Source organism: Mycobacterium shottsii, from assembly GCF_010728525.1.
Lineage (GTDB): Bacteria > Actinomycetota > Actinomycetes > Mycobacteriales > Mycobacteriaceae > Mycobacterium > Mycobacterium marinum.
Genome location: NZ_AP022572.1, coordinates 5,596,386 through 5,616,876 on the forward strand (window position 1 = coordinate 5,596,386; position 20,491 = coordinate 5,616,876).

12 protein-coding genes and 6 pseudogenes are annotated in these 20,491 nt (G+C 65.7%); 5 read left to right on the plus strand and 13 right to left on the minus strand.

Translation table 11 applies throughout. The features are described from left to right. Positions 1–12: 12 nt before the first annotated feature. The 5 genes and pseudogenes from G6N41_RS25880 to G6N41_RS25900 form a co-directional block, all read right to left on the minus strand. Positions 13–1,314 carry an LLM class flavin-dependent oxidoreductase gene (locus G6N41_RS25880; RefSeq protein ID WP_198966057.1) on the minus strand — a complete coding sequence of 434 codons (1,302 nt, stop codon included), beginning with the start codon at positions 1,312–1,314 and terminating at the stop codon, positions 13–15. A 2-nt stretch (positions 1,315–1,316) separates the two neighbouring features. Continuing rightward, positions 1,317–3,072: pseudogene (locus G6N41_RS25885) on the minus strand (FAD-binding protein). Continuing rightward, positions 3,069–3,989 carry a 3-carboxyethylcatechol 2,3-dioxygenase gene (locus tag G6N41_RS25890; protein ID WP_231608714.1) on the minus strand — a complete coding sequence of 307 codons (921 nt, stop codon included), beginning with the start codon at positions 3,987–3,989 and terminating at the stop codon, positions 3,069–3,071. The pseudogene G6N41_RS25885 and the gene G6N41_RS25890 overlap by 4 nt, the downstream one beginning before the upstream one ends. Before the next feature lie 29 nt (positions 3,990–4,018). Next, positions 4,019–5,653, minus strand: coding sequence for a bifunctional 3-(3-hydroxy-phenyl)propionate/3-hydroxycinnamic acid hydroxylase (locus G6N41_RS25895; protein ID WP_407663702.1), 1,635 nt, complete (start codon positions 5,651–5,653; stop codon positions 4,019–4,021). After that, positions 5,653–6,519 (minus strand): annotated as a pseudogene (locus tag G6N41_RS25900) (alpha/beta fold hydrolase). Before G6N41_RS25900 ends, G6N41_RS25895 begins: the two are co-directional and overlap by 1 nt. A gap of 128 nt (positions 6,520–6,647) precedes the next feature. On the opposite strand from G6N41_RS25900, the gene G6N41_RS25905 reads away from it, so the two are divergent. Together G6N41_RS25905 and G6N41_RS25910 are read left to right on the plus strand one after the other, a co-directional pair. After that, a complete protein-coding gene (locus G6N41_RS25905) occupies positions 6,648–7,325 on the plus strand; it encodes an IclR family transcriptional regulator (protein ID WP_198966059.1) in 678 nt (225 codons plus the stop codon). 14 nt (positions 7,326–7,339) lie between these two features. Beyond that, positions 7,340–8,954 (plus strand): annotated as a pseudogene (locus G6N41_RS25910) (FAD-dependent oxidoreductase). Positions 8,955–8,960: 6 nt separating this feature from the next. Here G6N41_RS25910 and G6N41_RS25915 read toward each other — a convergent pair. After that, complete coding sequence (locus tag G6N41_RS25915; RefSeq protein WP_198966060.1) at positions 8,961–10,181, minus strand: sensor histidine kinase; 1,221 nt, start codon at positions 10,179–10,181, stop codon at positions 8,961–8,963. A gap of 221 nt (positions 10,182–10,402) precedes the next feature. Between G6N41_RS25915 and G6N41_RS25920 the strand changes: the two genes are divergently transcribed. After that, complete coding sequence (locus G6N41_RS25920) at positions 10,403–11,053, plus strand: response regulator (RefSeq protein WP_198966061.1); 651 nt, start codon at positions 10,403–10,405, stop codon at positions 11,051–11,053. On the opposite strand, the gene G6N41_RS25925 is transcribed toward G6N41_RS25920, so the two are convergent. The 6 genes and pseudogenes from G6N41_RS25925 to G6N41_RS25950 all read right to left on the minus strand — a co-directional run bounded on the left by G6N41_RS25925 (position 10,998) and on the right by G6N41_RS25950 (position 17,785). Next, positions 10,998–12,308 carry a sensor histidine kinase gene (locus G6N41_RS25925; RefSeq protein ID WP_198966062.1) on the minus strand — a complete coding sequence of 437 codons (1,311 nt, stop codon included), beginning with the start codon at positions 12,306–12,308 and terminating at the stop codon, positions 10,998–11,000. The two genes, G6N41_RS25920 and G6N41_RS25925, sit on opposite strands and share 56 nt — an antisense overlap. A 214-nt stretch (positions 12,309–12,522) precedes the next feature. Then, complete coding sequence (locus G6N41_RS25930; RefSeq protein ID WP_198966063.1) at positions 12,523–13,437, minus strand: thiamine pyrophosphate-dependent enzyme; 915 nt, start codon at positions 13,435–13,437, stop codon at positions 12,523–12,525. 244 nt (positions 13,438–13,681) lie between these two features. Further along, a complete protein-coding gene (locus G6N41_RS25935; RefSeq protein ID WP_231608715.1) occupies positions 13,682–15,214 on the minus strand; it encodes an MFS transporter in 1,533 nt (510 codons plus the stop codon). A 130-nt stretch (positions 15,215–15,344) separates the two neighbouring features. Continuing rightward, positions 15,345–15,645: pseudogene (locus tag G6N41_RS25940) on the minus strand (PE family protein). Between the two features lie 88 nt (positions 15,646–15,733). Beyond that, positions 15,734–16,612 carry an ArgK/MeaB family GTPase gene (locus tag G6N41_RS25945; protein ID WP_198966064.1) on the minus strand — a complete coding sequence of 293 codons (879 nt, stop codon included), beginning with the start codon at positions 16,610–16,612 and terminating at the stop codon, positions 15,734–15,736. Positions 16,613–16,633: 21 nt separating this feature from the next. Further along, complete coding sequence (locus G6N41_RS25950; protein ID WP_198966065.1) at positions 16,634–17,785, minus strand: thiolase family protein; 1,152 nt, start codon at positions 17,783–17,785, stop codon at positions 16,634–16,636. Between the two features lie 114 nt (positions 17,786–17,899). On the opposite strand from G6N41_RS25950, the gene G6N41_RS25955 reads away from it, so the two are divergent. Both G6N41_RS25955 and G6N41_RS25960 read left to right on the plus strand, forming a co-directional pair. Continuing rightward, on the plus strand, positions 17,900–18,766 hold the full coding sequence (locus G6N41_RS25955) for a proline iminopeptidase-family hydrolase (protein WP_198966066.1): 867 nt from the start codon (positions 17,900–17,902) through the stop codon (positions 18,764–18,766). A 78-nt stretch (positions 18,767–18,844) separates the two neighbouring features. Then, positions 18,845–19,715 (plus strand): annotated as a pseudogene (locus G6N41_RS25960) (IS5 family transposase). Positions 19,716–19,725: 10 nt separating this feature from the next. Here the strand turns inward: G6N41_RS25960 and G6N41_RS25965 are convergent. Further along, positions 19,726–20,491, minus strand: a pseudogene (locus G6N41_RS25965) (enoyl-CoA hydratase/isomerase family protein).

The following is a 20,491-nucleotide window of genomic DNA, read 5'->3' on the forward strand; positions in this document are numbered from 1 at the left end:
CGTGCTGGTCGGCTACTTGCGTTGTTCCTTCAGGCGCTGCGCCGCTTGCACCCGGCCTTCGTTGATCTCCGCCATGGCCTCGGGAATCTCGCTGGCAGTGAACTTGCCACCGCGACCGGTGGGCAACCCGCCGAACGAGTAGGCCTCGTCGAACTGTGGCGCATTCGATTCCTGGCGCCGCGCTTGCACCTTCTCGATGACAGGAGCCAGTCTCGCGGCCTTGTCCGCCACCGCCTTCGCGTCGCGCTCGATGAACTCGGGCAGCACCTCCTTGCCCATCAACTCGATGGATTCCATGGTTCCCTCATGACTGCGCGGGTTGAGCAGCAGGATGATTTCGTCCACGCCGCTTTCCTCATAGCCACGCAGGAATTCGCGCACGGTAGCCGGGGATCCAATGGCGCCGCGTCCGGAGCCGTAAGCCAATGTCGGGTCCTTCTCGATCTCTTCGAGATACCGGGTCCACACTCCGGTACGCCCGGGCGTGTGAATCCCGGTCATGTAGTAGTGCATGATCCCGAAGGAGAAGAAACCGCCGCCCTGCCCCAGCCGTTGCAGTGCCTGCTCATCGGTCTTGGCCACCATCATCGACAGGTCACCCCCGATGGCCAGGATGTTGGGGTTGATCGCGGGAGTCACCGGCGTGCCGTTCTCTTCGAACTCCTTGTAGTACCCGTTGACCCGCTCGGTGAGCAGCCCCGGTCCGGTGTAAGCGAAACTCAGCGCACCGATGCACTTTTGGGCGGCCATCTGCACGGTGGCCGGGCGGGTGCACGCGACCCACACTGGTGGATGCGGCTTTTGCATCGGCTTGGGGATCAAATTGCGAGCCGGCATCTGGATGTGGTCGCCGGTGAATCCGACGAACGGCTCCTCGATCATGCACCGGATCGCCACCTCGAGGGCCTCTTCCCATTGCCCACGCTTGTCGGCCGGATCGATGTTGAATCCGCCGAGTTCCCCAATCGAGGACGACTCTCCGGTGCCGAACTCGACTCGTCCGTTGGACAGCAGATCCAGGGTCGCGATGCGTTCGGCCACCCGGGCCGGGTGATTGACCGCGGGCGGCAGGTGTATGATCCCAAATCCCAGCCGGATGTTCTTGGTTCGCTGGCTGGCCGCGGCCAAGAAGATCTCCGGCGCGGTGGAATGACAGTATTCCTCGAGAAAGTGATGTTCGGTGAGCCAGACGGTGGAGAATCCGGCCTTGTCCGCGGCTTCGACCTCATCGAGGCAGTCCTGCAGCATGATCCGCTCGTCGTCAGGCGCCCAAGGACGCGGTAAAGCGAATTCATAGAACAGTGAGATTTTCATTGCTACCTTCCGTGGAAATGGGTGGTCGGTGTCGCGCGCCGCGCAGCTAGCTGCGCGGCAAGGTGTTTGGCCGCTACAAAGCCAAAGGTCATTGCCGGCCCGATGGTTGCCCCCCGCGCCGGCGTAGCTGCGGCCCATCACCGGGGCGGAGGTGTTACCCACCGCATAGAGTCCGCCCACCGTGGTGTCATCGGGCCGCAGCACTCGGGCATACTCGTCGGTGTGCAGACCGCCGGAGGTCCCCAGATCCCCGAGAACGATGCGAAATGCGTAGTAGGGCTGATCTCCCAGCGGATACAGGTTGGGGTTGGGCAGCGTTGGATCGCCGTAATAGTTGTCATAGACGCTGTCGCCGCGGTTGAAGTCGTCGTCGTGGCCCTTGACGGCGAGTTCGTTGAACCGCACGGCAGTCGCCTGCAGCTGCCCGCCCGGAACACCGATCTTGGTTGCCAGCTCTGCCCAACTCGTTGCGGCTTTGACCACACCCGACTCCAGCCAGGCGGTTGGGATCTTGCGGCCGGTGGGTACCGGGGCCCCGGGGATCTTCGGTATCGGTAGATGACCGGCCACGACGTAGCGGTTAAAGGAGCGGTGATCGGTGACCAGCCAGCACGGTATATGGGTGACACCGGATTTCTGGCCCGCGATCATGGCGTGACCGAAGTCCATGTATGGCGCCGCCTCATTGATGAAGCGCTTGCCCGCTCCGTTGATGATGAACTGAGCCGGCATCATTCGCTCGTTGAGCATGAATTGCATTCGGCCATAAGGCCATTGGATCGCCGGGAACCACCACGCCTCGTCCAGGAGGTCGGCGGCCGCACCCACCCGTTGGCCCGCGCGGATACCGTCTCCGAGTGCCGCGGGGTTGCCGAAACTCCAGTCCTGCTCCACCAGGGGTTGATGCTCATTGCGCCAGGCCAGATCGTGGTCAAAGCCTCCGGACGCCAGGATCACGCCGCCGCGCACGCCGATCCGTTCTCGGCCGCCCTCCGTTTGCACCACCGCACCTGTCACCGCTCCCCCGGCGTCGGTGAGCAGCTCCACCAGCGGCGCATCGAGCCACAGCGCGACACCTAGCTCCTTCATCGCCAGCCGCAGCCGTGCCGCCAGCGACTGTCCGATCGCCGCAATCTGCTCACCGAAGACTCTGGCCCGGATCATCCGGGTCACCAGTTTGAGTAGGACGGCCTTGCCTGCCCAGGACTGCCGGATGCGATAGAAGGACCGTAGTTCCTTGGGGCCCAGCTAAATTCCCTTGGGGGCCAGCGACAGCGGTGTGAGCAGGCGAGGTTGGTCGTCGCCCAGCTTGCGCAGATCGATGGGTGGCACGTTGATCGTGCTGCCCAGCACCGAGCCTCCCGGCAGTTCCGGATAGTAGTCGGCGTAGCCGGGCTTCCAGACGAACTCCAGCCAGGCAGACAGGCCTTCCAAGAACTCCAACATTTGTGGGGCCGAGTAGACATACTGCCGAATGCGCGCCTCGCTCACCAAGCCATCGGTAATCCGTCGCAGATAGCTGACCACGTCATCGGGGTTGGGCGGGTAGCCCGCCCGGCGTTGTGCGGGGGCCCCGGGAACCCAGATGCCGCCCCCCGACAGCGCCGTGGAACCGCCAAAGCACGAGGATTTTTCGATGACCAGGGTGTCGAGTCCACTCGACGCCGCGGTCAGGGCGGCGGTCATGCCCCCACCACCGGATCCGACCACGAGCACGTCGACCATGCGGTCGACGTCACCCCAAGATCCGACAGTCATGGCATCGGTACCGCCGTCCTGATGGCGAATCCGGCGATCAGGTCGGCCGCCTGCTTGTAGTAGCGGACTTTCATCTGATACGGCCCGGCCACCGCCATGGCGGCGAACGCCGAGATCCAGGTGCGTATTTCATGCGCCGAGCTGCCGCCTTCGTGGGTGACGAACGAGTCCGACAAGCGATCGAGGTCGCTGAGGTGTCCGTTGTCGATGATTTCCAGGAAGCGCTGGTCCCAAGCCGGATTGAGCGGCTGTAGGTCACTGTTTCCCGCCGCGAAGCTCTTGGCCGCTTCCATCACGACGGTCTGCCGGGCTTGCCGCTGTGCGGGAGTCAGGGGCTGGCCGTGCACGATGCGCTCCCGGACCTGCGGATCTGCGCTGTGCAACGTCGGCACCGGCGGACTATGGGAGAGCCCGCCCGATCCAATCACCAACACCCGCATGTCCAGGGTTGACAAGAAAGTTCCTACCGCGGTGCCCAGCGCTCGGCACCGCCGCAGGGGGCCCAGCGGGGCGGCTATCGCGTTGATGAAGATCGGTATCACCGGGCGGGCGGTCGCGGTTCCGAACAACTTTTCCAGCGGCTGCACGGTCCCGTGGTCCACGTCCATGCTGGCCGATACGGCCACGTCGACATCCGCGCCGAGCACGGCCTTGGCGCAGTCCGCTGCCAGGTCGGCAGGAACATCAAGCGCACCGATGTGGGTACCGTAGTCCCCAACCGCACTGGCGTACATACCAATACAAAACGGGGGCATCGCCCGGTAGAAGAAGCCGTTGTAGTGATCCGGGGAAAAGATGACCACCAGGTCCGGGTCATAGGCACGCACGAACTCGGCGGCCTCGGCAATGGCGGCATGGACCTCGTCAAGTAGGTCGAGCCGCGGCCCCGGTAGATTCAGCAGCGGGCTGTGGGACATACAGCACAGAGCCAGAGGCATTTTCGGCGTCACCCCCTCCCGAAGCAAAGCGAGAGGGCTGCGACCAGCGATCGGCTCAGGTCGGGGGCCAGCTGGGCAATGCAGGCGCCGGCGATGCAACGGTCGGGACGCACGAACAACACCGATTCGTCGTGCGAGTCGAACCAGGCCTTGATTTCACCCGTACGGTCGCCGACGATCACCACGCCTGGGTCATCGTCGCCGGTCCAGTGCAGCTGGACCGCTGGACGCGCGGCAACAAATTTGGCGCCCAACGCTTTCCACGTAGCAAATGCGGCATCCCCGAGGATCTTTCGCGGGTTGTTGTTCCAGCACAGCACGGCGAACCAGCCACCCAGCACGTCGTCCAGCAGGATGTTGTGCTGGCCGCGTGTGTCGACTCGAGGCTGGATGAACAACGTGCCGACCGGCGACCGAGGGCGCCGAGGCCGGTCATGCACGACGGCCCCAACCTCGTATCGCGGCATCGGCTTGAACCGCATCTCGAGTACATAGCGCTTGAGCGAACGCAGCACCGATGCGGAGCGCACCACCGCGTTGCGCACGGCCGCGATTCTGCGGTCGGTCGGCGAAATCACCCGACCCACCATGGTGGACAGGTCGATCATCGCCCGCGCGTGCTTGCGCCGCTCCAAATCGTAACTGTCGAGCAGCGCTTCGCCGGCCTGGCCCCGAACCACCGCGGCCAGTTTCCACCCCAGATTTGCCGCGTCGCGGATGCCGCTGTTGTAGCCCTGCCCTTGCCAGACCGGCATCAGATGTGCCGCGTCGCCGGCCAGCAGCAGACGCCCGCTGCGGAAGGCACCGGCGATTCGCGAATGACGGGTGTAGACGCGGCGCCGGATCACCTCGACCCGTTCGGGGTGCGGTACCAGCCGGGCCAGCATTCTGGTCAGGAAGGCCGGATCGTCGGCCTGCTCGTCAGACTCATCGGCGTGAATCATGAACTCGAACCGTCGTATCCCGTGAGCGATCGAAATCGAGGCATACGGGCGGCTCGGGTCCGCACCCACCTCGCTGTTCGGATGCCCCAGCGGGTCGTTCGCGATATCAACCACCAGCCATCGGGTGGGCGAGGTCGTGCCGTCGAAAGACACACCCATCATCCGGCGGGTGATGCTGCGGCCGCCGTCGCAGCCAACGACATAGCCGACCCGCACCCGCCGCGATTTGCCAGAGTCGTCTGCTGCGGTACCGCACTCGACCGCTACCGCGGTTTCGGTCTGCACGCATGAGGTCACCGGCCGACCCCACCACACCTCGACGTGGTCGAACCTGTCCAGACCACGAAGCAATTCCGCATCGACCAGCGGCTGCACGAATCCGTTGCGCTTCGGCCAGCCGAAACGCGCGTCCGGCCGGGCCATCTCGGCAAGGATCCGGCGCTTGGCATCGAAGAACCGCAGAATCTGGTTGGGCACCGTGTGCGGCAGGATGCCCTCGACCAGGCCGATCGACTGGAAGGTACGCAACGCCTCGTCGTCGAGCCCGACGCCGCGCGGATAGTCGATCAGCGTCGCGCGCTCCTCGATGACCAGCGTCCGGACACCCTGCAAGCCAAGGATATTGGCCAGGGTAAGGCCAACCGGTCCGGCACCGACCACTAGAACATCAAAGTCGTTCTGCCGTCGCTTCCCAGACATCAGTGCCCCATCAGGAAGTCGAGATGGCGGCGATTGAAGGATTTGGCGTCTTCGTACTGCGGCCAATGGCCACAACCCGACATCACCTCAAAGCGTGCGCCGGGAATCATCGATGCGATCCGGCGCCCCTCTGTCACGTCGGCCGTCGGGTCATGGCTGGTCCAGAGCACCAGCGTCGGCGCTTTGATGGCCCCGTACTCGGCCGGTCCCAGCAGGTTGCGGGCCCGGATCTGCGGATCCTGCAAGGCCATGATGTCGCACATCGCGGCAACGAATCCCGGCTGGCGGTATATCCGTTGGCGGCTGGCCACCAAATCGTCGTAGTCCTTGGACTTGTCCGCCATCAGCCACTTGATCCGCGCCTGCACGGTCTCCCAGGTCGGATTCTCGGCGGCGGCCATCGATAACGTAACGATGCGCGCCATCACCTCGGGATCCGCCTGAGAACCACTAGCGGTATTGAGTACGAGGCGTTCAACCGCTTCGGGATGCTAGACGGCCGCACGGGCCGCTACCCAGCCGCCCAGCGACTCACCGCTGATGCTTGCGCGTTGAGCACCGATGGCACACAGCACCGCCATCAGATGCTCGACGTAGTGGCGGATTTCCAGTGGGTGACCCGGCTTGTCGGTGTAGCCATGGCCCAGCATGTCGATTGCCCAGGTCCAGAAGTGCTCGGCGTGCGCGGCCAGATTTCGGACGTATGCCTCGGCGTGACCACCAGATCCGTGCAACAGCATCAGCAGCGGCCGGTCCGGTTCGCCGGCGCGCAGGTAGCGAGTCCGAACTCCCTGCGCGGTGGTGAGGTAGCCCTGCTCGAACGTGACGCCCTGCAGGTCGCTCCACACGCTCTCGAAGTCCGTCACGGTTCCTCTCCGGGCCTGCCACTTGCGGAAATAATGGTCTCGTTTTCCAGAATCATGTTGTGCTAATATCGCACATTGATGTGCGATATATATGGAGCTTCGCTCTCGCATAGGAATGTGTCAAGACTGTGACGGACTCGGGAGCGGGGTCGCAGACGTTGGCGCGGGGGCTCACCGCGCTGCAGTTGGTCGCCGCGGCTCCGGCGGGCCTGTCGATGCAGGAAGTTGCCGATCGGGTCGGGGTGCACCGGACCATCGCCTACCGATTGCTGCTGACGTTGACCCAGTTCCGGCTGGTGGCTAAGGGCGAAGATGGGCGCTTCCGGCCGGCAGCCGGCCTCGCGGTGCTCGGCGCGTCCTTCGACCACAACGTGCGCCAGCTCAGTCTGCCAACGCTGCGCGCACTGGCCGATGATCTGGGCACCACCGTTTCATTGCTGGTTGCCGAGGGCGACGAACAAGTCGCCCTCGCGGTGATCGTGCCCACCCAGGTCGCCTATCAACTCGCCTTCCACGAGGGCAGCAGATATCCCCTGGACCGCGGCGCGGCCGGCATCGCGCTGCTAGCCAGCATGGCCGCGCGCCCCGGGGAGCGGGAGCTGGTCGCCGCGACGCGCCGGCGTGGCTGGGTGACGACCTTCGGCGAGATCGAACCGAATACCTATGGCCTGGCCGTGCCGGTCAGCCGGCCGGCACCAGCCCCACCAACCTGCATCAACCTCATCTCGCATCGAGAAGACGTGGTGATGCGCGCGAAGGGCGCCGTCATCGACGCCGCGCGGCAGCTGTCCACGCAGCTGAGCTGAAGGGATACCCAATCATATTGTGGAGTCAGACATTCGATGTCGTCGTGCTCGGCAGCGGCGGCGCTGGACTCACGGCGACCCTGAGCGCGGCAGTCGCCGGCGCCTCGGTGGCGGTGTTCGAGAAGGCGCCGACCGTCGGCGGGACCACCGCCGTCTCGGGCGGAATCGCCTGGATCCCCGCCCATCAGCGATCGCCCGACCGGGACCCTCACGGTCGACGATGCGTTGCGCTACCTGCGCGCACAGTCCCTGCACTCGATGGACGACACCCTGGTCGAAACGTTTGTCCGAACCGGGGCGGAAATGCTCGATTTCGTCGAAAAGCACAGCGGCGTGCGTTTCTAGATCGCCGCCGGCTTCCCCGACTACCGGCCCGAGTTGCCGGGCGGACAACCGGCGGGCGGCTGGTCGCTCGGCCCGGCGCCCTTTGAACCAAGCCGACTCGGCGAATGGGCCAGCCGAATCACCTCTTTCCCCCCGGATTGGTCCAATGTCGGCTTCGACGCCGAAACCCGGGCCCGGCTGCACGCCGGCGTCGAGGAATCCGAAGACCTGTGCGTGGCCGGTACCGCCCTGGTAGCCGGGCTATTACAGGGATTGCTGGACGTCGGGGTGACACCGCGCACCGACGCCGCGGCCGAGGAACTGGTGGTCGAAGACGGGGCGGTCGTCGGGGTCCGGATTGCCCAGTCCGGCCGCAGCATCAGCGTGCGTGCCCGCCGCGGTGTTGTCCTGGCAACAGGTGGATTCGAATGGGATCCCGTCCTGGTGCGGGTCTTCCTGCGGGGCCCCATGCACGGTGCGGTCTCACCGCCCAACAACACCGGCGACGGGCTGCGGATGGCGATGGCACACGGCGCCGAGCTGGCCAACATGGGTGAAGCCTGGTGGGTTCCCATCGTGCAGATCCCCAACGACACCATCGATGGCAAGCAGCGCAGCCGCAGCGTGCGGCTGGAGCGAACCCGCCCGCGCAGCATCATCGTGAACCCGGCCGGGCAACGCTTTGTCAACGAGGCGTGTGACTACAACTCGATGGCCGGCGCCTTCCACTACCTCGATCCAAGGGGTGGCTACGTGAACGATCCCGCCTGGATCGTGTTCGACTCGGCCCATCTGCAACGCTACGGGTTCCTCGGGATCGACCCCGGCCAACCGGTTCCGGACTGGTTCTGTGAGTCGACCGACCTCACCGAGCTGGCCGCCAAGACCGGTATCGACGCCGACGGCTTGGGGCGAACGATAACGCGATGGAACCAAAACGTCGCCTCCGGTGCCGATCCCGACTTCGGTCGCGGCGCCAGCGCATACGACGGATATTGGGGTGACGACCAGGCAACCACCCTTGCCGGCAAGACACTTGGCCCCATCGACAGCGCGCCCTTCTACGCGGTGCCGATCCGGGTGGGCGCCATGGGCACCAAGGGCGGACCGCGCACCGATCGCGACGGACGTGTCCGGCACGTCAGCGGAGGACCCGTACCGGGACTGTTCGCCGCCGGCAATGCTATGGCGGGAGTGACCGGGCGGGCATACGGCGGGGCGGGTGGAACAATTTGTCCGGCAATGGTTTTCGGCTATCGGGCCGGCCGCGCGGCCGCCACCGGCGAGTCGGCCGATGCGCCCTAGTGCCGTTTAGCCCTTCAGCGGAACGCGTACACAAACGTGGGTGCCGGTCGGCGTATTGAGGAAGACCAGCGATCCACCGGCGGCGTCGACACGGGCCCGATGCGAGGCCAGACCGATATGCCCCTGGCCGAGGCGGCGCGCCATCGTTTCTCCGCTGACGCCGACGCCGTCGTCGGCCACATCCAGCACGCACACGCCGTCGGAGATGCCCAGAGCCACCGAAGCATTACGCGCCCGCGAATGCTGCACCACATTGGACAGCAACTCCCGGGCCACACCGAAGAGGATGGGATCGATCTCGTCACGTATCGGATAGTCGACATCGTCGGTGATCCTGATGCCCGAACGTTGGGCGTGAAAAGAGGCCAACTGTTCGACCGCCGCACCCAAGCCGACCTGTTCGAGAACGGCCGGATGCAGCTCGAAGGTTGCCTGCCGCAGCAGATCCGACGCACTCTGCAGACCTGCCAGTGCGGTGCTCACTCGTTGGTCGTGGGGCGCGGCGGCCCGCAATTCGATCAGTTCCTGGCGCGCGGCCAGCACGTCCTGCAGCGGCCCATCGTGAATGGATTCCGAAATCCGGCGTTGCAGCACTTCCGAAGCCGTCATGGTCTGTGCGAGCAACTCTTCACGTATCACGCTCAACGTCGCCACCGAACGGGCGTGCCGTTCCTCGCTGCGGACCACCATCAATGCGGTGGCACAGAGGAATGCGTAGAGCCCGAACCGAAAGACCGCCTCGGGCCAGCCATTCATCCGAATCACCACCGGATCCTGAGCCAACGCCAGGGCGAATCCAACCAGCGTCAATGCCAGCACCACCGCGGCCCGCCGCGACGAAATGTCGAGGGCAACCAGCACCGGCAACAGCGTCATGATCAGCAGCGAATAGATGCCGTCGGTGGACAGCAACTGAAAGCCGGTCAGCGCCAACACATCGACGGCGGTGAAGGCGAGCGGTTCGTATCTGGCGATGTTGGCAAATCGGTCCAGGCTGACCATCGGCCGCGACCGTCGAAACGCCAACGCCAGCGCCCACAGTGCGGCAAACGCGTAGACACAGATCAAGGCCGTCTGCGCGCCCCATTCCCGGCGCGGCGTACCGACCAACATGGCGGCAACCATGAACAACACAACCCCGATCCGAAGCACGGAGCCGATGCGGTAAGCGCGCAGCTGGTGTGTCCGGCGCACCCGAGCCAGTTCTGCGTCGCTGGTGACCACCACAGGAACACCGTACAGACGGCACGAACCGACCAGCTGGCCATAATTTGCACACGACGGGTTCGGCGACCTTTCGGTGCGCCGCTACCCGAGGCTCTGACCAGCAGATTTGTCCTGGCGCCGGCAGCTAGGAGCAAACTGTCGGCGGTCGGCTTGGCGTTGCCTGGAATTCGTCATCGATCCTGCTGAACCACCCGCTAAACTCAGGCCATGGTCGGCGCGCCATGGATGTGACTAAAACCGAGAAAGTGCGAGTGGTAGTTGGTGACGACCACCCGCTCTTTCGTGAGGGTGTGGTACGCGCGCTGTCGTTGAGCGGTTCGGTCAACGTCGTCGGCGAGGCCGATGATGGCGCGGCGGCGCTGGAACTGATCAAGACTCACTTACCCGACGTGGCCTTGCTCGACTACCGGGTGCCGCGGATGGACGGCGCGCAGGTCGCTGCGGCGGTGCGCAGCAATGAGCTGCCCACTCGGGTGTTGCTGATCTCGGCGCACGACGAATCGGCGATCGTGTACCAGGCGCTGCAGCAGGGGGCCGCCGGTTTCTTGCTGAAAGACTCGACGCGTACCGAGATCGTCAAGGCGGTACTCGACTGCGCGAAGGGCCGCGACGTGGTGGCGCCGTCGCTGGTCGGCGGGCTTGCCGGAGAGATCCGCCAGCGTGCGGCACCCATGGCTCCGGTGCTCAGCGCCCGGGAGCGCGAGGTGCTTCATCGCATCGCCAAGGGCCAGAGCATCCCCGCGATCGCCGGCGAACTCTACGTCGCGCCGTCAACGGTCAAGACCCACGTGCAACGGCTATACGAGAAGCTCGGCGTCAGTGACCGAGCGGCCGCCGTCGCCGAGGCGATGCGGCAAGGGCTTCTCGACTAGTTGCGCCGGCGGGCGGGTGCCGATCCGGTTCCGGCGAAGACACCGACTTCAAGGGCAGTTCGACGCACACATGGGTGCCCGCCGGGGCATCGAGAAAGACGAACGTTCCGCCAGCCGCGTCGACCCGCGCCCGATGCGAAGCCAGGCCGATATGTCCCTCACCGAGACGGCGCGCCGCGGTACCGCCGGCGATGCCCACCCCGTCGTCAGCCACGTCCAAAACGCAAGCTCCGTCGGTGATCCCAAGGCTGACCGACACATGTTTGGCCTGTGCATGGTGCACCACGTTGGACAGCAACTCGCGTGCCACACCGAACATGATCGGGTCGATCTCGTTGCGGATGGGGTAGTCGATGTCGGTGCTGACCTCGATGCCCGATCGGCGCGCGGTGAAGGTCGCCAACTGTTCCACGGCCGCACCCAGGCCAACCTGTTCGAGGACGGCCGGGTGCAGCTCAAAAGTGGCCTGCCGCAACCGTTCGGAGGCACTTTGCAGGCCGGCCAGTGCGCGATCCACCCGATCGTCGCCGGGCCAGACGCTCTGCAACTCGACGAGTTCCTGGCGCGCGACCAGCACGTCCTGCAGCGGGCCGTCGTGAATGGACTCCGAGATCCGGCGCTGCAACACCTCCGAGGCCGTCATCGTCTGGGCCAGCAATGCCTCTCGCAACGCGCTCAAACCCGCGACCGAGCGAACACGGCGCTCCTCGGTGCGGACCACCACCAATGCGGTGGCGCACAAAAACGCGTAGAGCGAGAACACAAACACGGAAGCGGGCCACCCCGCGTCGTCGAGCAGCACATTGGCGTGAACCCCGGCGATGGTGAACCCGACAATGGTGAATGCCAGCACCACCATCGCCCGTCGTGAAGAAACGTCGACGCCCACCAAAATCGGCAGCAAGGTCATCATCAATAGCGGATAGATCCCATCGGCCGACAAGAGCTGAAACGCGGTCAGCACCGCTATGTCGACGGCAGTGAAGGCCAGCGGTTCCCAGGACCGAATGGTGACCGCTCCGCTGGCCGCCACTCGCCGCGGTGAAAACGCGAGCAGTAGGGCGCCCGCCGCGGCCAGCACGTACACCACGACCAACGTGATTTGCTGGGCCCATTCGTGCTGGGGAGTGCCGATGAGCATTGCGCCGATCAGGAACACCAAGACCCCGAGGCGAAGCACCGAGACAAGCCGGTAGGAGCGCAGTTGATGCAGCTTGTGCACCCGCTCCAGCTCAAAATCGCCGGTCATACCCACCGGAACACCGTACTCACAGCGGCAGACACCTGCCAGACTCGGAGTCGCCCAGCGCACCCCGGCTCTGCCATGCCAGGCACGCACCGGTCCACCTCCGGACCAAAATGCGAGTCGTGCGGGCTGCGACCAGCACAGGCGGGGCCGGTGCGCCAACTGGCACTGCTGCCAGGTTTCAGCGGCGACGTCCGGTCTGCCCAGCTGGTCTGCGCGCTGCTTAACTACGCCCATCATGACCGGGACAGGTCCCCGACTTGGCCAAGGCAACGGCGTCGGCGACCAGTTTGCGTGCCGTGCGCTCCACATCGCAGAGCTGCGCCGCATCGGCTCCACCGGCCTTCAGCCGGCCGCCGGTGAATACCAGCGGATCCAGGAAAGGTTCGGTAGCGGCCGCGTCGTAATCACCATCGAATGAGGGAAAATCGCTGCTCCGGTAGGTGATGGCGCGTACCACGGTGGGGCCGGCGCCAGCACGCGCCCGCTGCACCGCTGTGGCCACACAGCGTCGAACCGCCTGGACGTCGTGACCATCCACGGTGACGCTGGGAATCCGCTGGCACGCATCTCCACCATGGCCGGGGGCGCCGCGCAAACGGCCGGCAACACCGACACCGGGAACGCTTTCAACCACGATCACCACCGGAAGGTGCCACAGCACCGCCATGTTTGCGGCCTGGACAAACGCGCCGGAATTGACATCGTCAGGACCGGTGATGCAGAGCGTGACCCGGTCGCTGTTGTCCAGCCACTGCGAGTATGCATGCCCGACCTCCAGCAGCGGGCACTGGTCGGCGGCACCCGATCGCTCCGGCGAGTTCAGCTGGTCAGCGTGGTCGCAGGTGCTGTCTTGGCCAATCAGCTCGGCGATCAGCGGCCCCAGCGGAAGATCCACACCGACGTGCAGGGCATATGCGCGACGGCTGGCCAGCACCAGATCACCCTCAGTCAGTGCCGCCGTCGCACCGATACTCACGGCCTCCTGGCCCAACGCGGTCGATACCGGTGACTCCATCAGACCGTCGGCACGCATCTCCTCCAGCGCCATGTCGAGCAGCCGCAGCACCCACATCCGCCGATACATTTCGAGGTGGTCGGGCAGGAGCGCGGCCGGGCGTGCACTGGCATGAGTCATCTGTCGGCTCCTCATTCGTCAGCGGAGGCGTCGGCGGGTCAGCGCCGAGCTCCGCGGCGCCAACCCCGGATACGTCGCGGGCTTGGGGATGGCGGTTCGACGGCACCTCAGCGCAAGTTTGAAGCTAGCCGGGCCGGCCCGGCCGTGGTACCGCCGATCGGCCGGACAAACTGACGAACGCCGTTCCCCCGATCGGGGGAAGTCGCCGGCGCGAGTCGTAGCGCGGTACCTCGCGCGTAGCGGCTCAAGCGGCCCCTGCCGCGGCGGTGTATTGTGAGCCCCGGACCCCGACGTCACCGGACCTGTTCAGCGCCCGGCCCAGCGGCAGGCACAGCGCGGCCCCGGCCAAACCCAATGTCACGGTGACCAGCGCGACCAAGCGATGGCCGCCGTGCGTCAGACTGCAGGAGGACACGATGGGGGCCACGACCGACGCGATGGCCAGGGTCATCGACCAGATTCCGTGGTAGCGCCCGCCACTGGCGGGCGGAGCAATTCGGTGAACTATCCCAGCCGCGATCACGAACCAGGCGATTTCCCCGGGAGCGGACGCGGCCACGGCGATGGCGAAGCCGAAAGTCGTGTGTGCGAGCGCCGCACCGGCCATGGTCAACGCCGTCCATCCGCCGGCAATCGCCAGGATGTCCAATCGCGGGTTGATGCGGGCCGCGACTTTTCGGCCCAGCCAGGGCGTTATCACCGGGGTTAGGCCGATTCCGGCGGCGGCATTGGCCACCTGGGTCCAGCCGAATTCACCCGCGCCCAGACCGCTGTCGGCCATGAGCATGGGCACGGTGGCGTATAGCCCCCGCACTGCGGTCAGCGTCGCAAGGCTGGACGCGAACAACAGCACCAGCCGACCATCCGAAAATGCCCGGCGGTAGCTGATGCGTGCGGCCCTGACATGCACAGCCGGTGCCACCGGCGGCCGATGCGCCGTTGCCGGAATGCAGCGGGCCGCCACCAGCGCAAGCAGCGCGCACGCCACCGCGTTGATCCAGAACAGCACCGGCACGCCGGACCAGGCGGCGAGCAGTCCGCCCACACCACCGGTGATCGCTCGTCCGATGCTGACGATCCAGCCGAAACGCCAAGCATCGAGCTCGGCCCGCCGGCTCGGGTCTGGGATGAGTTCGGCGATCGCGGCACCTATCACCGGACGCGGCGCGTCGTAGACCACACCGGTGATCATGGCGCCGACCAGCAAGGCAGCCACGCTGCGTGCTTCGGCCATTCCCACCAGCACGGCCGCCGCGATGGTCATGGTCCAAGCCAGCGTCGCCCGTGGGCCCAGAGAGTCCACCAGCCATCCGCAGACCAGCTGCCCCACGGCCCAGCCCACGCCGAACGCGGCCAGCACCGCGCCCACCGCGCCAGCGGCAAATCCTCGTCCTGCCAAGTGAAACGCCATGAACGGATAGGCGAATCCGGCGGCACGCACCACCAGGTTTCCGCCCAGTAGCAGCCAAATGACCGCCGGGTAGCCCTCCCTGACCGGCCGGTGCCGTCCACCAGCGCGTTCGCCCGACGGGCGGGCACCGCCGAGTGGGGCCGCCACCGGGCGAGCGCAGAGCACCCCTGCCGACCGGGGCTTTGTGTTGGTCTTTGTGTTGGCCAGGCGGGCAGCCGATCCGTTGCTGCCACGGGCATTGGAGCGCAAAGCGGCGTTGCGGGACCGCAGGAATTTCGTGGTGTCCCCGGCATCGGGGAGATCCGGGGAAGAACTAGAAGAGACACGCATCGCCTCGCCGGAGGCGATGGTCGAAGTGGTCGTCATCGATCAAGAGGTAAGCATGATCGCACCTGGGAGGCTCCTCCGATCAACTCACCACGCGGCAAGAATCTTGTCCGCTGATCGGGGGACACCGCCGATCGACTACAGCGGGCGAATAACCGCCCGTGGGCCGCTACTGAGCGGCGATAGCGTTGGCCGCCTCGGTCTCGGCGTAGGAACCGCCGCTGGCCTGCAAGGTGGTCACGAACATCTCGTGAATCGCCTGCGCCTGCACGCTCAGCGTTTGGTACATCGCCCCGTGGGCGGCAAAGTGGGCCGCGGTCAGCGCCGACACCTCGTCGGCCGCAGCTGGGACCACCCCGGTGATGGGGGCCATGGCGGCGGCATTGCCCGCGCTCATCCCGGGCCCCAACCGAATGTAGGTTCAAAGCTGCGGCGGTCAACGCTTCGGGTGCACTGGTCACAAATGCCATGGGACAAGATTGACACTCCGCCAGGCCGTTGTCTGTCGGCCGGAAAGCTATTCGTCAAGAGGAACTGCGTGTCCCCCAATTGGCGGACCTAGTGCGGCGGCGGGGCCAACAGCCGGTCAGCCGCAGCATAAGGATCGTCGAGGCCGTCGACCACCGCCTCGGCGAGCCGGTCCAGGTCGGTACGGCCGCGCAGCCGAGTCTGCGCCAGCGACAGAATCTGCGCCCGAGCACGGGCCAACCGCCGATCGCGACTATCGCCGCGCTGATGCGCGTCGATCAGGGCCAACAGCTCACCAATGCCCTCCGACTTGACCGCCACCAGGCTGAGGATCGGGGCATTGGTTTCGGCCCGCAAGTCTCGCACGGTCTGTTCGGCACCGACGCGGTCGGCCTTGTTGACCGCCACAATGTCGGCGATTTCCAACAGACCGGCCTTGGCGGCCTGGACCGCATCGCCGGTTCCCGGATTGAGCACGACGACGGTCGGGTCTGCCACCGCCGCCACCTCGATCTCGGACTGTCCCACCCCGACCGTTTCCAGCAGAACGACGTCGTAACGCAGCGCCCCCAGCAGCCGGATGGCGGCGGGCGCGGAGGCGGCCAGACCGCCAAGATGGCCCCGACTGGCCACCGAGCGGATCAGCACCTCGGAGTCGTTGACATGCGCGGTCATTCGGATGCGATCGCCGAGCAACGCACCACCACTGAACGGGGACGACGGGTCCACGGCTAGCACGGCCACCCGGGCTCCGCGCTCCCGGTAGGCGCCGACCAGCCCGGTGATCGTCGTCGATTTGCCCGCCCCTGGCGGCCCGGTGATGCCGATGACTCGCGCGGGCCGCTGCGACCAGTCCTCGATAGCCGCCAGCACTTCATCGCGGCGGTCCCCCTCGACGAGACTGAGGAGCCGGCCCGCGGCGCGTTGAGATCCGTTGCGCGCAGCGGCAATCAGATCATCGATGCTCATCGCTTCCTATTTTTTTTGCAGCTATGGCGCCGCAACCTCGATGACCGTCGCCGATCCCATGCCGCCACCGGCACACATCGCCGCCAGCCCAATCCCGCCGCCGCGTCGGCGCAGTTCGTGCACCAGCGTCACCAGCATCCTGGCCCCGGTCGCGGCCACCGGGTGCCCCAACGAGCATCCGCTGCCGCTCACGTTGACCCGATCGGCGTCCATTTCCAGCAGTTTGACGGTCGCCACGCACATTGACGCGAACGCTTCGTTGATCTCGAACAGATCAACGTCGGAGATTGATAGATGGCCCCGTGCAAGCGCTTTCGGAATAGCTTCGACCGGGGCCAGGCCGGTGGCGGCCGGATCGACACCCACCGACGCCCAGCTGAGCACCCGCGCCAGCGCCGGCATGCCCATCCCCTGGGCCATCCGGTCGCTTGCGATGGTCAGCACCGCGGCGCCGTCATTGGCGCCGCAGGCGTTGCCGGCGGTGATCGAGAAGCCGTCGATCTCGGGATGCAGCGGCTTGAGCGCGGCCAGTTTCTCCATCGTCGTGTCCCGGCGCGGATGTTCGTCGACACAGAACAGGCCGTGCGGCGTCGGGATCGGAACAATCTCCTCCTTGAACCGGCCCTCGTCGATCGCGGCGATCGCGTTGCGATGCGAGCGCAGGGCCCAGGCGTCCATCTCGGCGCGACTCACTCCGGCGGCCACCGCCGCATTCCAGCCGACCGTGATCGACATGTCCATGTTCGGCGCATCCGGCCGGTCCGGGTGAGTCGGCGGGAACCAGTCGACCCACTCGCCATCGATCTGCATCCGGGGCCGCGGCGAGGTGGAGGCCGAGTTCACGCCCCCGGCGATGATGAGCTGGTCCATCCCCGCCCGCACGCTTGCGGCCGCGCCCTGCACCGCCGCCTGTCCGGCGGCACAGTGCCGATTCTGGGCAAGACCGGGCACATGACCAAGCCCCGCCGTGATGGCCGCGTGGCAGGCGATGACGCCGCCGCCGTAGAGACCTTCGCCCAGGATTACGTCGTCGATCTGCACCGGATCCAGATCCGCGGTGGCCTCACTGACCACATGGTGGGCCAGGTCGAATGCGTTGGTGTCGCGCAAGGTTCCCTTGCGGGCGGTTCCGATCGGGGTACGCAGGGCAGCGACGATGACGGCTTCAGGCACGGGCTTTCTCCACTTCGGCGGCGCGGAGGCCAGAAGCCGACCGCACATTCACGAGACCCTGATTCTCTCAATTTGAGAGCAACAGTTGCAAAAAGGACTCCTTACACTGCTGGTGTGACACAACCGGAGGCGACAATCGCGGTCCCGGGCGGCAAGGTGTGGAGCAAGCTCGTCGGCGGCGGCTCCGGCCTTCCCCTTCTGGTGGTGCATGGCGGCCCGGTCCTGCCGCACTATTACCTGTCAGCGCTGCAACGACTGGCCGGCGAACGGGAAGTCATCTTCTGGGATCAACTTGGCTGCGGAAACTCCGAACGCCCGTCCGACGTGGATCTGTGGACAATGGGGCGCTCGGTGGCCGAGATGGACGCCGTGGTGCGCGGACTCGGGCTGGAAGCCTTTCACATCTTCGGCAATTCCTGGGGCGGAATGCTCGCCCAGCAGTATGTCCTGGACGTGCCATCGGGAGCCGTCAGCCTGACCATCTCCAACAGCACCGCGTCCATTCCCCGGTTCGCCGACAACGTGATTCGGCTCAAGGCGGAGCTGAATCCTGGCACCCGAGCCACCATTGACCGCCACGAAGCCGCCGGCACCGCACATTCGGCCGAATATCAGTCCGCAATCACGACCTGGAACGAAACGTATCTGTGCCGCACTCTCCCCTGGCCTGCCTACCTCACTGAAGCATTCCAGAATCTGGGTCCCGAGATCTTCGAAACGATGTTCGGGCCCAGCGATTTTCGGATCGTCGGGACCATTCGCGATTGGCATGTGGTCGATCGGTTGGCCGAAATCGCCCTGCCGACACTCCTGCTCGCGGGCAAGTACGACGAATGCTCGCCGGAAGACATGCGCGAGATGCATCAACGGATTGCCGGCTCACGATTCGAGTTCTTCGAGTGCAGCGCGCACATGCCCTTCATCGAAGAACCAGACCGGTTTGACCGGGTGATGCGCGACTTCCTGCGCAGCAACGACTGATTGGGTTGGCCACGCTGGGCGGGTCCGGCTAGGGCGTGTCTACTTAATGTGAATGGTGTTTTGGCTGATGCTGTTTGGGTGATGCGGACGCATGCGATTTCTGATGATTTGTGGTCGCTGATCGTGGCGGTGTTGCCTGCGGGGCGGCGGCGTGGCCGGCCGTGGAACGATCATCGACGTACTCTGGAGGGCATTATCTGGCGTTACCGTACGGGATCTCCGTGGCGTGACCTGCCCGAGCACTTCGGTCCCTGGCAATCGGTGGCCGAGAGGCATCTACGCTGGTCGGTCGATGGCATCTACGCGCGGATCTTCGCGGCGATCGCCTCTGACCTCGACGCCGAGGACGCCGACCTGGGCGCACTGTTGTCGGTCGATTCGACCAGTGTGCGCGCCCACCAACACGCAGCCGGAGCGCGCCGGGCGCCGCACAGGGGATCTGTCGAATTACAAGAAATATCTCGATGAGCCCGATGACCACGCCATTGGGCGTTCCCGCGGCGGGCTGACTACCAAGATCCACGCCTTGACCGACCAGCTGTGCAGTCCGGTCACCCTGGCACTGTCGGCCGGTCAAGCCGGTGATAATCCGATGCTTTGGCCACTGCTGGCCGCCCGGTGCAGCAACTCATACGCCCCGTTTCACCTGCTGGCGGACAAGGCGTACTCCCATGACTCGACGCGGGCACAGCTGCGCCGGCTCAAGATCGCCCATACCATCCCCGAGCGCAGCGACCAGATCACCCGCCGCAAAGCCAAAGGCCGCAACAGAGGACGGCCTCCGGGGTTCTCAGGCCGAATCTACAAGCACCGCAACACCGTCGAGCGAAGCTTCAACCGGCTCAAACACTGGCGCGCGGTCGCCACCTGCTACGACAAATACGCCCTGACCTACCTCGGCGGTGCCACCCTGGCCGCCATCATCACCTACCACCGCGTCCGCAATTAGCAGACAGGACCTAGCCCTTCGGAGCGGTCAACCTGGTCACGATTGAGCGGAAGTCCTCGGTGGTGAACGACTGGTGCTCGGCCGACAGCGCGTAGTCCAGACTGGCGAGCACGGCCCGCTCGAGGTGAATATTGAGCACCCGTTTGGTGCTTTCGACCGCCTGCTGAGGCAATTTCATGATCCGCTGGGCGCACGCCACCGCCTCGGCCACCGGATCGGCGGCCACATGGTTGGCCAGGCCGAGCTCGACGGCGCGCTGCGCGGCAATCCGCTGACCGGTCAACGCGTATTCCTTGGCCAGCATCAGGCTGATGTGCAATGGCCAGGTCAACGGACCGCCGTCGGCGGCGACCAGAACCACTTGCACATGTGGGTCGGCAAGATAGGCATCCGGCGCGATGTAGACGATGTCGCTCAGGGCGACCAGGCTGCAGCCGAGCCCCACCGCCGGGCCGTTGACCGCCGCCACCACCGGCACCCGGCAGCGGGCCATGCCCAGCACGATGTCTCGGCCATGCGCGATGGTCTTCGCCAGCAGGTCGGCGTCTTGGGCGAGTTCGGCCAGATATGCGAAATCGCCGCCGGCCGAGAAGGCTCGCCCGGCGCCCGTGAGCACCGCCGCGCGCGCTGCGATCCTCGCTCAACCGCCGCCACAGCCCTGCGAGCCCAACATGCAGATTGTCGTTGACCGCATTGAGCGCATCGGGCCGGTTCAGGGTGATGATGCGCAGCGCCCCCTCGGCGCGAACGTCGATTTCTGTTGGCATGTCATACAT

Coding starts and splice junctions, on each gene's coding strand:
- G6N41_RS25935 (WP_231608715.1), bottom strand. CDS start 15,214: ATGACGACCACTTCGACCATCGCCTCCGGCGAGGCGATGCGTGTCTCT.
- G6N41_RS25920 (WP_198966061.1), top strand. CDS start 10,403: ATGGATGTGACTAAAACCGAGAAAGTGCGAGTGGTAGTTGGTGACGAC.
- G6N41_RS25895 (WP_407663702.1), bottom strand. CDS start 5,653: ATGTCTGGGAAGCGACGGCAGAACGACTTTGATGTTCTAGTGGTCGGT.
- G6N41_RS25930 (WP_198966063.1), bottom strand. CDS start 13,437: ATGACTCATGCCAGTGCACGCCCGGCCGCGCTCCTGCCCGACCACCTC.
- G6N41_RS25890 (WP_231608714.1), bottom strand. CDS start 3,989: ATGTCCCACAGCCCGCTGCTGAATCTACCGGGGCCGCGGCTCGACCTA.
- G6N41_RS25945 (WP_198966064.1), bottom strand. CDS start 16,612: ATGAGCATCGATGATCTGATTGCCGCTGCGCGCAACGGATCTCAACGC.
- G6N41_RS25880 (WP_198966057.1), bottom strand. CDS start 1,314: ATGAAAATCTCACTGTTCTATGAATTCGCTTTACCGCGTCCTTGGGCG.